General features: G+C 65.9%; 14 protein-coding genes and 1 pseudogene. 4 read left to right on the forward strand and 11 right to left on the reverse strand.

All coding sequences use genetic code 11. The annotated features are described in order from the left end of the window. Nucleotides 1–33: 33 nt before the first annotated feature. On the reverse strand, nt 34–435 hold the full coding sequence (locus ACFWB0_RS03570) for an ArsR/SmtB family transcription factor (RefSeq protein ID WP_378489042.1): 402 nt from the start codon (nt 433–435) through the stop codon (nt 34–36). A 53-nt stretch (nt 436–488) separates the two neighbouring features. Here ACFWB0_RS03570 and ACFWB0_RS03575 point away from each other — a divergent pair, with 53 nt between their 5' ends. After that, entirely contained in the window at nt 489–905 is a 417-nt protein-coding gene (locus ACFWB0_RS03575; RefSeq protein WP_378489043.1) for a low molecular weight phosphatase family protein, read from the forward strand. Nucleotides 906–985: 80 nt separating this feature from the next. Here the strand turns inward: ACFWB0_RS03575 and ACFWB0_RS03580 are convergent. From ACFWB0_RS03580 to ACFWB0_RS03625, 10 genes and pseudogenes are all read right to left on the reverse strand, one after another. Beyond that, a pseudogene (locus ACFWB0_RS03580) lies at nt 986–1,987 on the reverse strand (IS3 family transposase); the annotation flags it as partial. A 281-nt stretch (nt 1,988–2,268) separates the two neighbouring features. Further along, the gene (locus ACFWB0_RS03585) at nt 2,269–2,907 is read right to left on the reverse strand and encodes a GAF and ANTAR domain-containing protein (protein ID WP_378489127.1); all 639 of its coding nucleotides are present in this window, start codon (nt 2,905–2,907) and stop codon (nt 2,269–2,271) included. Nucleotides 2,908–3,162: 255 nt separating this feature from the next. Further along, entirely contained in the window at nt 3,163–3,639 is a 477-nt protein-coding gene (locus ACFWB0_RS03590; RefSeq protein WP_378489044.1) for a hypothetical protein, read from the reverse strand. Nucleotides 3,640–3,652: 13 nt separating this feature from the next. Continuing rightward, nucleotides 3,653–4,669 carry a DUF5914 domain-containing protein gene (locus ACFWB0_RS03595; RefSeq protein ID WP_378489045.1) on the reverse strand — a complete coding sequence of 339 codons (1,017 nt, stop codon included), beginning with the start codon at nt 4,667–4,669 and terminating at the stop codon, nt 3,653–3,655. Beyond that, entirely contained in the window at nt 4,666–6,237 is a 1,572-nt protein-coding gene (locus ACFWB0_RS03600) for an FAD-dependent oxidoreductase (protein ID WP_378489046.1), read from the reverse strand. The genes ACFWB0_RS03595 and ACFWB0_RS03600 overlap by 4 nt, the downstream gene beginning before the upstream one ends. Before the next feature lie 489 nt (nt 6,238–6,726). Then, entirely contained in the window at nt 6,727–7,062 is a 336-nt protein-coding gene (locus tag ACFWB0_RS03605) for a hypothetical protein (RefSeq protein WP_378489047.1), read from the reverse strand. Then, nucleotides 7,059–7,451, reverse strand: a complete 393-nt coding sequence (locus ACFWB0_RS03610; RefSeq protein ID WP_378489048.1) for a hypothetical protein — start codon at nt 7,449–7,451, stop codon at nt 7,059–7,061. Before ACFWB0_RS03610 ends, ACFWB0_RS03605 begins: the two co-directional genes overlap by 4 nt. Nucleotides 7,452–7,601: 150 nt before the next feature. Next, nucleotides 7,602–8,078, reverse strand: a complete 477-nt coding sequence (locus ACFWB0_RS03615) for an SRPBCC family protein (RefSeq protein ID WP_378489049.1) — start codon at nt 8,076–8,078, stop codon at nt 7,602–7,604. 60 nt (nt 8,079–8,138) lie between these two features. Further along, a complete protein-coding gene (locus tag ACFWB0_RS03620; protein ID WP_378489050.1) occupies nt 8,139–8,636 on the reverse strand; it encodes a DUF3830 family protein in 498 nt (165 codons plus the stop codon). An 18-nt stretch (nt 8,637–8,654) separates the two neighbouring features. Beyond that, entirely contained in the window at nt 8,655–9,896 is a 1,242-nt protein-coding gene (locus tag ACFWB0_RS03625) for an aspartate aminotransferase family protein (RefSeq protein ID WP_378489051.1), read from the reverse strand. Between the two features lie 111 nt (nt 9,897–10,007). Here ACFWB0_RS03625 and ACFWB0_RS03630 point away from each other — a divergent pair, with 111 nt between their 5' ends. From ACFWB0_RS03630 to ACFWB0_RS03640, 3 genes are read left to right on the forward strand one after another with little or no spacing between them, the layout of a single operon-like run. After that, the gene (locus ACFWB0_RS03630; RefSeq protein ID WP_378489052.1) at nt 10,008–11,495 is read left to right on the forward strand and encodes an NAD-dependent succinate-semialdehyde dehydrogenase; all 1,488 of its coding nucleotides are present in this window, start codon (nt 10,008–10,010) and stop codon (nt 11,493–11,495) included. A gap of 44 nt (nt 11,496–11,539) precedes the next feature. Further along, nucleotides 11,540–12,355: a hypothetical protein gene (locus ACFWB0_RS03635; RefSeq protein ID WP_378489053.1), complete on the forward strand. Its 816-nt coding sequence runs from the start codon at nt 11,540–11,542 to the stop codon at nt 12,353–12,355. Nucleotides 12,356–12,359: 4 nt separating this feature from the next. Next, a complete protein-coding gene (locus tag ACFWB0_RS03640) occupies nt 12,360–13,676 on the forward strand; it encodes an alpha/beta hydrolase (protein WP_378489054.1) in 1,317 nt (438 codons plus the stop codon). The last annotated feature ends 6 nt before the right edge of the window (nt 13,677–13,682 follow it).

A 13,682-nucleotide genomic window follows, 5' to 3' on the forward strand; every position in this document is an offset into this window, starting at 1 on the left:
TCCCGGCGACAGACCGGTGTTCGGTCGTGGTGGTCACGAGTGAGTTCCCGCGAGAGCGGCTGTCGGGGTGCAGGCAGAAGCGGGCAGGACCCCGGATTCGGTGGCGAGCACCGCAGAGAGCTGTTCGAGAGCTGCCGGGACCACCCGGTAGTAGACCCAGGTGCCGCGACGCTCGCAGTCGAGCAGTCCGGCTTCGCGCAGCACCTTGAGGTGATGCGAAATGGTGGGTTGCGACAGGTCGAACGCGGGGCTGATGTCGCACACGCAACTCTCACCGCCCTGGTGACTGGCGATCATGCTGAGCATCCGCAGCCGCACCGGATCACCGAGGGCCTTGAACATGCGGGCCAGGTCTGTGGACCGATCCGAGGTGAGGGGCTCGCGCGAGAGCGGCGGGCAGCACGGCTCGGCCCCGTTCGACAGCTGGTTCGACATCCGTCTATATTTGCCTCTATCAATCCAGTCGTCAAATGGGAAGGGACCTCCACGTGCCCACTGCTTCGGTGCTGTTCGTGTGTGTGAAGAACGGCGGAAAATCCCAGATGGCCGCAGCGTTGATGCGCAAGACCGCCGGCGACCGCGTCGTCGCCCACTCGGCCGGCACCGTCCCCGGGCCGTCACTGAACGCTCTGTCGGTACAGGTCCTCCACGAGGTAGGCGCCTCCATCGACGGTGAGCACCCCAAGCCGATCGATCCGCAACTGCTCGGTGAGGCCGACCTGGTGGTCACTCTCGGCAGCGAAGCCCGCGTCGACGCTCCCGCCGGCGTGGCCGTCGAGAACTGGGACACCGACGAGCCTTCCGAGCGCGGCATCGACGGAATCGAGCGCATGCGCCTGGTCCGCGACGACATCGCCACCCGGGTCGACGAACTCACCACCCGATTACTCGCCGCAACCCACTGAGCACCTTGAACCATCCCGGGTTTCATGCACACACTGTCATTGTGTGCAACCGGGCGATCTGCACGGTGTCCGGCGTCGCACTTGGCCTCGTACTCGGCCGGTGGGATCCGGCCGAGACGACGCATGAGCCGGCCGGGTATCAGTGCACCCACGCCGAGGTGGCCTCCTCGACATCACAGATGGTGCGCAGCGGCCCCTTGCGGAACAGGGAGTCGTCGGCGATGCACTCGGCCTTGCAGAGTCCAATGGTCGCCTCGGCGAGGGCGTTGCCGTAGACATCGGCCACGTACCCCATCGACGGCCGAAGTCCTTGCAGGAACAGGGTTTCCCCGAACCGCATAGCCACATAGCCCCATATCGAAAACCCGCATCCGAGTGGTGAATAATCCTGTCGCGCAACGGGTCACCGTGATCCGACCGCAGCCTGCAGGCGTGATCCACTGCCGTTGCACGAATGCGGTTTCCTTGGACGTCGACACCTCCCAGCCGACGATCGCGTCGGCGAACGCATCGATCACGAACGCCGTGTATGCGAAGCACGGCGCCATCCGCACATACGTGAAGTCGGCGACGTAGAGCGCGTCCGGACGCTCGACCCGGAAATTCCGGTTGATCAGGTCCGGGTCTCCGCGGCGCCGACGCATCCGCGATGGTGGTGCGGACCTTTTCGCCCGGGTGGCTCCGCGCCACCCGTTCACGCGCATGAGCCGCTCCACGGTGCAGCGGGCCACCTCGATGCCCTGGCGCCGCAGGTGGGCCCGACTCGGGTTTGCGTCTGCCGTGCTCGTCCTGCTCCGCGTAGTACGACGCCAGCACCGCGGTGGTGGTGGCGTCCCACAATCCGCGCTTCGACAGCGGACGGCCCGGCCAGGCGTGGAAGGTTCTCGGGACGATCGGGCACCCGTGCTCGTGAGCACACGGCAGATCGGTGCGACCGGCGAACTCCTCGCGATGTTCGGCGATGAATCGGCAGATCACTTGCGTGGCGGGTCTCACACCCGCGCGAAGAAAGACGGTGCGGCTTTGAGTATTTCGATGGACTTCTCGAGCTCGGCGTTCATTCGGCGCAACGCCCGCAGTTCGATCCGGTTCCTGATCACCGCCGCCCAGAACATCGACCGACCCCGCACGACGGTACCCGTTGCAGCAGTGTCGTCAGCGTCCAACCGCGGGCACGAATTCTCCACGCGTCGTGCGCTCGAGCCGGTCGTACGGTCGGCCGGTTCGTGGTCTGTCGACGAAGATCCACCAGCTCGTGTACGAGCACGTGATGCGATGCAGCTCCGTTGGAACATCCCACAGCGGTGTACCGCGCAGCATCGACCTGGAGCCGATATACCGGTCGAGGACTGTACATCGGCTATCAGTGAGGAGGGTGGTCCACTTCGACGAGTTCGAGCGCGATCTCGTTGAGCGGTTCGTTGCGCTCCTGCGACAGCGTGCGTAGCATCCCGAATGCTGTATCGGCGTCCATCCCGAAGCGTTCCATCAGGATTCCCTTGGCCTGCCCGATGATATCGCGCGACGCCAACGCATTATGAAACTGCTCCTCCCGCAACGTGGCGATCAACGCAATCGCGGCATGGGTGGCCAGGGTCGAGCCGACACTGATGCTGCCCTCGTTGAACGCGGCGATGTGCGAACTGTGCAAATTCAGGGCCCCGAGCGTGTCCTCGGCGGTATAGAGACGGAATGCCAGCATCGAGCCGACGCCCAGCGCAGCAGCTTCCGGCCCGAATACGGGCCAACGGTCGTCCTGCGCGAGATCGGCGACGCTCACGGTCTCCTTCTCCCAGATCGATCGCACGCACGGCCCGTCCTGGAGCCGGTCTTGCAGCTCGTCGATCTTTCTCGGCAACTCCGAGGTCGCGGCCCGCGATTCGAAATGCGTGCGCCCGACGACCAAGGTGATGCCGGCGTGCTCGACACCGGGTATCAGCTCGACCGCAGCAGCTGTGATCGACTTCAAGGTGCCGTTGAGGCTGGCGTGCTCGTCGCGCATGTCGCGTGCGGTCTGTTCAATCGCTGCACGCAGGCGCCGTTCGAACGAATTCGTCGTCGGGTCGCCTGTCCTGCCGCCGGGTTCGCCCTGGTACATGCTCCCATGATGACATCGACGCCTTCACCGGCAAACCGACTTGGTTACCGTGACGCAAAATGGGTATCGCATGCGACAGCCGGGGTTGTCCTCATGGAAGTGCACCTCGGTCGAGGTGCCGCCGGTTCAGCAGCGTAGCCGGCGGCACCGCTCGTGCGGTCACGGCCGAGCAGTGTGATCGGGGTGGCCGTCGGTGCGTCGCCGCTCTTTCATTTCCGACTCGAACACATGTCGTTTGCCGTCTTGCAATGCCTCCCGCACCCGACGTTCTTCGGAGCGAAACACAGACCAGTAGTTGTCGTCGAAGTCTTCGACGATCTGAAAAGTCCAGCGTCCACTGATCACGTTGCGGCCGAGCATCTCTTGCTTCAGCCGGGTGGCGTGATCGGAGTGCCCAGCGGCCTCGAGCATGCCGATGGCATCTTCGAGAAGCAGGTCCGCGTGCCCGATCAATTGATGTAGGTCGTAGAGATGTCCACGGGCGCGCTCGACGCATTCGAGAGCCTCCGATACTTTGCCTACCGCGGCGATGGTGTCGTCGCCGGCACCGGTGGGTCTGCGGTGTTCCGAGTCGGGCCGGCCGCTATTGCTGTTCACCGAGGGTGTATTCCCGCCGCCGGGCACTTCAAACGACATCGCAGCCGTGGCCTCACCTGTGCGGAGGTACCTGTGTGGTGCGCAGCTCGTAACGGCGTTCGGCGTAGGCGAGATCGTCACGCCAGAGCCGGGCTGCGGCACGGCGCATCAACGGACGCAGCATCGGTGCAGCACGACGTGCCGCGGTGAAGCCGCTCCGAGGCGAAAAAGCGAGGACCGCTTCGATCACCGCGGTACGGGGCCGTCCATCGGGGCCCGGGCCGAGCGCGGTGGCGTGAGTTTCCACCACGCTGTCGGCACCCTCGCCGTCGAGGATCCGCATCACCACGGTCCGAGGTTCCGGGCTGGTGAACTCAGCGCGCACGGGCACCCCGAGGCGCCGCCCGACACGGAAGGTCACGGCCACCACGAACCGATCGCCGCTATCTGGATCAGGGGTCTCCAGTACGTCGAGATGGGTGAACGAATACGGGTGGAACCATGCGCCGTGCCACGGATCGAGCCGGTTGGCCACGATGTCGACGGGCTCGCACACCCCCACCATGGTCGTCACGGCCGCCAGATGTGCATGTGCAGGCGGCCGGGGGCCGATGATCGGCGCCGGGGTCGGCGTCTGTCGTCCGATGTGGTCGAGGCGCACCCAGGCCAGTACACCGTCATCGTGGCTTGGCCACGGTGTCCAGCCGGGCACCCCCTCGGCGGCGATACGCAGCCCGTGCCAGCGGCATCGCAGCGCACCGCAGTCGAGTGCTGCGCGGGCCAGCGGCGCCCCGAGATGCGGACATGCGCCGGGGCCGACGATCAAGCGTCCGGTTCGGTCGCGCCACGCGACGAGCTCCACACCGGCGACCGTGACACCGATCGGGTGTTCGGTGCCGATCCCGTCGCTGGCGGCGATGACGAACCAGTTTCCCGACGGGCGGGCCTGCGTGCGGTCGAGGACAGCGGCGATAAGTCCGGGGTCTGCGTCATGATATGTGGGGCGTTGCGCACTCCAATCGAATTTCTGGAGAGGCTGCAGCGGAATATTTTTCGGCCATTTCCCCGGGCCGGAACCGGATCCGCTCATGTCTGGCGGTTTCCGGTCGCGGCCAGCCATCGCAGCACAGTGTTGCGACCGCGAGTGGGCACGGTGTACAGGTCGTGACCGACCAGTTCCCACGTGGCGAGCAGACAGTTGGCGGCGTGCAGGCCTGTGGTGGCGGCGCGTTCCATCAACGCAACCGGCAGATCGATCCTCACCAGGTCGCCGGCCAGCATCAGCCGCGGGTGCGGAGTGTGCACCGGGGGACGATGAGCAAAGTCGCCGACACCGAACAGCGGACAATCGGATCGGCGCTGCGTATGCTCGGCGACAATGCGGGCCGTAGCGGTTTCCGGGTAGACCTCGTGCAGCCGCTGCACCAGTTGCGCTGTCAATTCTGCGGGTCGCGGGTGCGTGTCGTGGCTCGGGAGATCGTCGGGGAGGGCGTAGGCGTGCAGTTCGACGACGGCCCCATCGTTGCGCCGCGCCCACGTGGCGGCCTCGTGCTCGTATCGGTCGGGCACACTGATGTTGTCCAGCGGCGCAAGGCCTCCGGTACCCAGAAACGGTGCCCGGTGTGCAGCGACGGGACGGTCCAGCCACAGCCGGTGCACCAGAAACGGTGGAGCGGTTCGCAGACGCGCAATCTGGGTACGCCACTGCTCGTCGCCCAGGTCCGGCGAGGCCTCGACCAGCGTGCGCAGCCCCGCGGTATCGAGAGCGAGGACTACCGCATCGACGTCGAGTACGGCGTCGTCGCGGTGGTGCAGCCGGAAGGTGCGCGGACCGCCGGTCTCGACGGCGGTGACGGTGGTGTCGAGGCATGTATCGACGCCGAGATCGGACAGATACCGGCCCAACGGATTCCACAAGGCGGTGTCGTAGTTGGCGGTCGGCACGTCGAAGAGCAGCCCTTCGGCCGAACCGAGGAAGTAGATATGGAACATAGCGGCCAGTTCTGCCGCCGACATCGCCCCGGGTGAGGCAAAGAAACTGCGGGAGAACACCTCGAACGCCAAATGGCGCGCAGCGGCGGGAAACTGCATGCGCTGCAGAAACGTTGCCGCGTCGATGTGGTCGAGGCGATGATAGATCTCCGGCACACTGACGTCTGCCAGTGGCGCGGCGGCGCGAGCATCGATCCGCATCAGATCCGGGACTGTGAAAGTGGGGCTGCGCAGGGCGAATCGCAGTGCACTCCACGGCGGGGTACGCGGTAACCCTCGGAAACTGTCGAGACGGCCGTGTGCATCGAGGAGCGGATAGTCCTCGACCGGGGTCAACCGGTCCAGGTTCGGGTCAGTCCGGGCCAGTAGCTGCCGCAGGTTGTAGTACTGGCGAAAGAACGCGTGGAAGCCGCGGTTGACCGCCACCTGCGTCCCGTCGGGCAGTGATTCGCTCCAGCCACCGACCCGGCCCCCGAGATACGGTGCGCGCTCTATCAGCGTCACGCCTACGCCGCGTTCGGCGAGCCCGGTGGCCGCGGCCAACCCGGCGATGCCACCCCCGACGACCGCGACCTGCGGCCTTTGCGCAAGCTGACCGGCGCTTTCTGCGCCGGGACGTGCACGATGCCGCACGGCGCGCGGGTCACTGCCGACGCGGACGGTCACGGTACGTTTCCCTGCTGGGGCAGGCCCCGGGTGATGTTGCCCCTATGGGGCAGCATCGTCATCTCGGTAGGTCTGCTCACGGGGTGTGCGCTCTGTCGCGGGGTGAGGTGGCGGAACATCGGATAGGCCACGGTTGCTTCTCCTTTCCCGGCTTGTAGGAGGAGGCAGGAGTTCTGCAATGCCACTCGGATGGACCGTGCAGAACACATCCTAACCATCAAGCGATGCGGCACTGGTGCATTCGTCGAAGTGGCCCCGCCGACGAGCAGGCCGACCTCGGACCCGCACTGCCGACTGAGTGCTCACACTGGTTCCTGCCCGCCCTGACAATGGCATTCCGCGACCCTGTAGCGAGGTGCTCCAACGGCCTCAGCACCCCTGGCATCCATTTTGGACGAGACTGTCGTGCACGAGCACTTTCCCATGCTTGTCGGTCACGCATCGGCGGGAGCGAATCGATGTCAGAGGCGGTGCTCGAGATCGAGGACCTCAACGTCGAGCCACGGACTCGGCGTCGCCGGGCACGACGAACCATCCGCTGATCGCACCGCTACCGGTAACCCGGGTCGACATCCACGACCGTGGGACACGGCCCGGCGCGATGGTCGGGAACTCGTCCTCGTCGTCACCGACGTACAAGGTCCGCCACACCCCCGCAGGATCATCCCAACGGCCGGTGAAGCGGCCATCGGTCGCGAACTCCCACGGCGTCCACTCCCACGAGGTCGGCGGGTAGCCGACGCGGTAGGCGATAGCTCCCCGGACTTGGGCGCAGCAGACATCGCCGCGCGAGGTGGGGACCGACGTGCGGTCGGCTGCGTTCATCCGACCGCCGCGAACTGACGCGCAGCCGCGAGGACCTTCGGTCCGAGGTCGGGGAGATCACCCTCGCGCAACAGCAGTGCCGGCGGACGGTCATCGAGGATCGGGTTCAGGCCCTGGAACCAGGTCTGGGCCACTGCCGGGGTGTCGCGTTCCGCGATCAGACGGGCGGCGCGGTAGGCGATGCGGAGGCGTTCGACGTCGGTCTCGTTGTTGATGGTGCGAGTACCTTCGGCCCACTGGCGTACAGCCCGGGTCTCTTTCACCTTCCCGAGATACGCGACGAGCTTGGCACCGAGCAGCTCACGCAGCGCCGTGACCAGCTCCGATTGAGACATACGGGCGGCGTCGTTGTAGGCGGCGAGGTCGGGTCGTGGGTGTGCGGTTGTCATAACAATCCACCTCCTGATCACGTGGTAAATCACACGCTCGATGCCGTCCGTGTTCTCCACCCGCTGACCAGATCCACAGGCGTCACCATCGGAAGGCAACAGCCCTCATCAGGAAAGCTCTGGCCGGTCCTCGAGGTGCGTCCAGGACTCTCAGCCCTCGATGATCCGCGTGATCGCGGCGAGCGTCGCGGGGATGCCTTCCCTGGCAGCCACTTCCCGCGCCGCGATCTCCTGGGCAGCGTCGGAACCGAAGCGTTCGTCGAAGAACTTCCTCCCGGCCTCGCCGAACTCCCACGTCTCCGTCAACTTCGTACCCGCATCGACGGGTTCCATGAGGTAACTCCAGCGCACGACACCGGGACCGACCGACCACGCGAACTCCGTGCCCGGGGTAGCGACGACCACCTCCGAGCGTGTCTCCCAGGTGCGGTCCGGGGTCACGTTCCGCCCGGTGAAGAAAGCACCGACCTCAGGCCCCTGATCCGAATCCCACCAGCACTCCGCGCACACCGGCGACCACTCGCCCGTCCGCGTCACATCCGACACGATCGCGTACACCTCCTCCGGGGTAGCGCGTACGACGACAGAGGACTCGAAGGTCAAAGGCAAGGTCTGCATGGGCGCCATCTTGCCCTGCTCGGCTCCAGAAGGAGCAGAACGGCCCCGACTCGAGCCGAATCCGCTGACCTACAGTTCCCGGGCGAAGCTCAACGTCTCCCCCACCACCCCCTGTATCCACAGGTCGTTGCATGCGACCGCGAGGCCGGGCAGTCCGTCCTCGATGGTCGCGAACACGTTTCCCGGTACCCAGCCCACATCGCCGTTGATGAGCAGGTTGTTGCGTCCGTAGAACAGCGCCAGATCGGTGGCCCCCTGCTCGTGGTGGGCCTCGGATCCCGGTTCGTATCCGTATGCCGGGTTGCCGATCTCCCACGGCTCGAAGTCGAAGAGACAAATATCTCCGGGAATAGGTGTGACCGTGGGATTTTCACGATGGGGTGCCGTCGTGATCCGGGGCACGAGGGTGTATACCTCGTTGCGTGCGTACTTCGCGTGGAACGCCGCGCCGCTCTGCGGCAGAGCGTTCCACACTGCCTCACATGTGAGCGGCGCTTCGACGTCGAGAAGTTTTGCGCGGCAGGAGATACCTCGCTTGTTGAGCGTGATCGTGATGTAGCGGGCCACAGAAACTCCTGAGCGCGATCAGATTTCGGAGAGCACCTCGGACCAGATCCCGAGGCCGTCCTCGATCTGTTCGGATGTGACGATGAGTGGCGGGATCATCCGCACGACATTCATGTACGCGCCGCACATCAGGAGAAGCAACCCTTTCGATGCTGCGAGTTTCTGTGCGGCTGCGGCCCGTTCGCGATCGGGCTCGCCGTCCGCGCTGACGAACTCGCTGCCCACCAGCAGTCCCAAGCCCCGCACGTCCCCCACTGCGTCGGTGGCACGTGAGCGCACACCGTCGAGCAGTTCGGTGCCGCGCGCCGCAGCGTTCTCGACGAGCCCTTCCTTCTCGATGACATCGAGGGTCGCGACCGCTGCCGCACACGACACGGCATTGGCGCCGTAGGTTCCGCCCTGGGACCCGGGCCACGCCTTGACCATGAGCTCTTCGGACGCCGCGATCCCCGACAGCGGGAAGCCGCTGGCCAGGCCCTTCGCGATGGTGATCACGTCGGGACGGGTGTCGAAGTGCTGGTGTCCGAAGAACTTTCCGGTGCGCCCGAATCCGGTTTGGATCTCGTCGAAGACGAGGAGGATGCCGTGCCGGTCGGCGCGCTCGCGCAGGCCCTGGAAGAAGCGGGTGTTGCCCGGTACGTAACCGCCTTCACCGAGAACAGGTTCCACGATGAACGCCGCAGTTTCGGCGGGTGAGGTGACCGTCGCGAAGAGGTAGTCGAGTTCCTTCAAGGCGAAATCGGTGGCCTGATCTTCGGTCCATCCGTATCGGTAGGCGTTGGGGAACGGAGCGATGTGCACCCCGCCCATCAAGGGGCTGAATCCAGCGGAGAATCGCGTGCCCGAGGTGGTCATCGACGCGGCCGCCACGGTGCGGCCGTGGAATCCACCGTGGAACACGATCACGTTGGGACGTCCGGTCGCCTGGCGAGCGAGACGCAACGCCGCCTCGACCGCCTCGCTCCCCGAGTTCGCGAAGAACAGTGAGTCCAGGCCCTCCGGTAGGACGGCGCCGAGTCGTTCGGTGAGTTCGAGCAGGGGTTTGTGCATGACGGTCGTGTACTGGCCGTGGATCAGCGAGCCGATCTGTCGCTGCGCTGCTTCGACGACGTGCGGGTGGCAGTGACCGGTGCTGGTCACACCGATTCCCGCCGTGAAGTCGAGATATCTGCGTCCGTCGGTGCCGTAGATGTAGCTACCGGCGGCGTGGTCGACGGTGACGGGCGTGGCTTGCTGAAGCAGTGGAGACAGTCGAGTCATGACAACCCTCCCGGGTTCGGCGACCGAGTTCGAATCCCAATCCTATTGTTGGATTGTTGACAATATGCATAACATGGGCGGAGGCCGAAGGCAACGGACGAAAGGCATGCCATGCCCGATCAGGCGGTCACCCAGAACGACAAGCTGAGCCCGAACGAAGAGGCAGCCATCCGTACGGTCCCGACGGGCCTCTTCATCAACGGCCGATGGCAGGACGCCGACCACACGATGCCCGTCGTCGACCCGTCCACAGAGCGAGAGCTGTGCTCGGTCGCCGATGCGAGCCCCGCCGACGGGATGCGTGCCCTCGACGCCGCGGCGGCCGCCCAGGATTCGTGGGCGCAGACGTCACCGCGTGAACGCTCGACGATCCTCGCGGACGCGTATCGGCTCATGCTCGAGAACATCGACCGGCTCGCGCTCGTCATGACCCTCGAGATGGGCAAACCGCTGGCAGAAGCACGCGGCGAGATCACCTATGCGGCCGAATTCTTCCGCTGGTTCGCCGAAGAAGCCGTGCGCATCGACGGCGGCTACATGCAGGCCCCCGCAGGTGGATCGAGATTTCTCGTCACCCGGCAGCCCGTCGGCCCGACCCTCCTCATCACCCCGTGGAATTTCCCGATGGCGATGGGCACCCGCAAGATCGGCCCGGCCATCGCCGCCGGCTGCACGAGCGTGATCAAGCCGGCGTCGCAGACCCCGCTGTCGATGCTCGCCCTCGTCGATCTCCTCAGCGAGGCAGGGCTTCCGCCCGGTGTCGTCAACGTCGTCACCACCTCGAAGTCCGACGACGTGATGGCCCCACTGATCCTCGACCCACGCTCGCGCAAACTGTCGTTCACGGGATCGACCGGAGTCGGCAAGCACCTGCTCGAACTGTGTGCGAAGACCGTCATGCGCACCTCGATGGAACTCGGCGGGAACGCGCCGTTCCTCGTGTTCGACGACGCGGACCTGGACGCCGCCGTCGACGGCGCGATGGCCGCGAAGATGCGCAACATCGGGCAGGCCTGCACCGCCGCGAACCGCATTCTCGTCCAGCGCGGTGCCGCCGAGGAGTTCACGAAGCGCCTCACCGAGCGCATGTCCGCGCTGCCGATGGGTCGCGGTGTCGAGGACGGGGTGGTCGTCGGTCCACTCATCAACCGCGCCGCCGTCGACAAGGTCGGGCAACTCATCGACGACGCCGTGACGCGCGGCGCGACCGTCGCCCTCGGCGGCGCTCCCGTCGACCGGCCCGGATTCTTCTATCCGGCGTCGGTGCTCACGAATGTCACCGACGACGCGGAGATGTGCCATACCGAGATCTTCGGCCCGGTCGCAGCGATCAGTACCTTCGAAACCGAAGACGAAGCGGTCCGCCGCGCAAACGACACCCCCTTCGGGTTGGTGTCCTACGTCTATACCGAGAACTTGCGACGAGGTCTGCGCGTGTGCGAGGCCCTCGAAGCCGGGATGGTGGGGCTCAATCAGGGCGTGGTCTCCAACCCGGCCGCACCGTTCGGGGGAATCAAGGAGTCCGGGCTCGGGCGCGAGGGCGGTTTCACCGGAATCGACGAGTTCCTCGAAACCAAGTACATCGGCGTAGCGCTGTAACCGATCGGCGCGCACGACGAGCGGATGCCTGGCAGGATCGCTTCATGCCGGCCGCGCAAGTGGCGCGGGTTCGCGCCGAGTTGAACACTCACCCGGCTGGGCGTGCGCTAGAGCGTATTCTGTTGGGGCTCGGGCGGATCGAACTCGTCGACCGCTCGATGACGCTCGCCGCACAGCTGTTCACCTCGGTCCTGCCCGTCATCATGGCCGCATCGGTCCTCGTCGACAGCACCGCGCTGCGGGAGACTCTGCTCGACCCGTTCGGAGTCGATCCGAACTCGTTCGTCCAGGACGGGTTCGAGGTGACATCCGAGGCCGCGGCGTTCGGTGCGGTGGGCTTGCTGATGGTCCTGATCAGCGGCACGTCGTTCGCGCGTGCGCTCGGCAGGGTGTACGGGAAAATCTGGGCCACACCCGTGCTGCGCCTGTCCCATGCGTGGCGGTGGTGTGCGGTACTGCTTCTCGTCGCGACATCCGCGTTGGCCACCGGGCTGATCCACCAGCTGGGGTCACCGATTCTCGCGGTCGTCGCCCAGTGGTGCACGTGGGTGTGCGTGTGGACGGCATGCCCGGCGCTGCTCACATCAGGTCTCGTCCCCATCCGAGTCCTGATCGGGACAGGTGTTCTCACCGCGACACTGCTCACCGCGGTGAGTATCGGAGGCAGGGTCGTACTGCCCCCGGTCACCGCCAGTTCCGAAGCACACTTCGGGACGCTCGGAATCGTCTTCACCATGGTCGGCTATCTGTTCGTGGCTGCCTTGGTGCTCGTCGCGTCACCGGTGATCGTTCAATCGCTGATCGGAGACGCGCTGATCGCAGGCAACGACTCCGACGACGCCGAACGCCGTACATACTGAATCGGTGTCCTGGTCCGGCATCATCGACCCCGTGTTGAATCTGCCGCTGACCACGAGCGCAGCGGCGGTTGTCTTCACCGTCGCTGCACTCGTGGGGTTGTGCGTGCTCGCCTTCCGGCGGCGCACGCGGTGGCTTCTCGTCTACCTGCCGTTGCTCGGCGTGATCGCCGTGGTGACGACGGTGGTCGCGGCCGTGGTCATCGAGCGGGTGTGGAAACCGTTTCCCGACAGCCTCCCGACGACGGTCTACATCTGGGCCGGGATTGCGGTTCTCGCGCTCGCGCTTCTCGTGGGCCGACTGTTCTGTCGCGACCACACCCGATACCACCTCGCCGCGGCGTGCGGGCTGATCGCGGCGTGGCTCGTGGTCACCGTGGCTGCGGCCGGCCAGATCAACGCTGTCTACGACGCGTACCCGACCGTCCGGGCGGCGCTGGGATTGAGCAACTATCGGACCGTCCCGTTCGACTCGCTCGAACCGACGGACACGGTCCCCAGCACCGACTGGATCCCGCCGCCGGACATTCCGCAGACCGGTGTCGTGACCACCACTCCGATACCGGGCGCGACGTCGGGGTTCTCGGCACGCAATGCCAACATCTATCTTCCCCCCGCCTACTTCACCGATCCCCGGCCGGAGCTGCCCGTGCTGGTGTTGCTGGCAGGCCAGCCCGGCAGTACCGACGACTGGCTCGTCGGCGGCAGACTCACTCGGACGATGGATGCGTTCGCAACCGAGCACCACGGGCTCGCACCGATCGTGGTGCTTGCCGACGGCACCGGCAGCCAATTCGCCAACCCGCTGTGCGTCGACTCGCACCTCGGCAACGTCGCCACGTACCTGTCGGTCGACGTACCCGCGTGGGTACACAGCAACCTTCAGGTCGACACCGACCCGACGGCGTGGGCGATCGGCGGTCTGTCGTACGGCGGCACGTGCGCACTACAGATGGCAACGCTACGACCGGATGTCTATCCCACTTTCCTCGACATGTCCGGTCAGGCCGAACCCACACTCGGCGACCGCACCCGCACGATCGACGAGGTGTTCGGTGGCGACGAATCAGCCTTCGATCGAATCGATCCTGCGTACCTGCTGGCCCACGAGCGCTTTCCCGATTCTGCCGGCGCGTTCGTCATCGGGCAGGACGACACCGAGTACCTGCCCGGAGTCGAACAGCTCGCCGCCTCCGCGCAGGCCGCAGGAATGGATGTCCACCTCACCGAAGTGCCCGGTGCCCACAGCTTCGAGGTGTGGTCGGCCGGGTTGGAGAAGGAGCTACCGTGGCTGAGCCAGCGACTCGGACTCGCCGGCCCGTGACACAGC

This window comes from Rhodococcus sp. NPDC060086 (genome assembly GCF_042730275.1).
Taxonomy (GTDB): Bacteria; Actinomycetota; Actinomycetes; order Mycobacteriales; family Mycobacteriaceae; genus Rhodococcus.

Coding starts and splice junctions, on each gene's coding strand:
- ACFWB0_RS03570 (WP_378489042.1), bottom strand. CDS start 435: ATGTCGAACCAGCTGTCGAACGGGGCCGAGCCGTGCTGCCCGCCGCTC.
- ACFWB0_RS03585 (WP_378489127.1), bottom strand. CDS start 2,907: ATGCGCGACGAGCACGCCAGCCTCAACGGCACCTTGAAGTCGATCACA.
- ACFWB0_RS03590 (WP_378489044.1), bottom strand. CDS start 3,639: ATGTCGTTTGAAGTGCCCGGCGGCGGGAATACACCCTCGGTGAACAGC.
- ACFWB0_RS03595 (WP_378489045.1), bottom strand. CDS start 4,669: ATGAGCGGATCCGGTTCCGGCCCGGGGAAATGGCCGAAAAATATTCCG.
- ACFWB0_RS03605 (WP_378489047.1), bottom strand. CDS start 7,062: ATGAACGCAGCCGACCGCACGTCGGTCCCCACCTCGCGCGGCGATGTC.
- ACFWB0_RS03610 (WP_378489048.1), bottom strand. CDS start 7,451: ATGACAACCGCACACCCACGACCCGACCTCGCCGCCTACAACGACGCC.
- ACFWB0_RS03615 (WP_378489049.1), bottom strand. CDS start 8,078: ATGGCGCCCATGCAGACCTTGCCTTTGACCTTCGAGTCCTCTGTCGTC.
- ACFWB0_RS03625 (WP_378489051.1), bottom strand. CDS start 9,896: ATGACTCGACTGTCTCCACTGCTTCAGCAAGCCACGCCCGTCACCGTC.
- ACFWB0_RS03630 (WP_378489052.1), top strand. CDS start 10,008: ATGCCCGATCAGGCGGTCACCCAGAACGACAAGCTGAGCCCGAACGAA.
- ACFWB0_RS03635 (WP_378489053.1), top strand. CDS start 11,540: ATGCCGGCCGCGCAAGTGGCGCGGGTTCGCGCCGAGTTGAACACTCAC.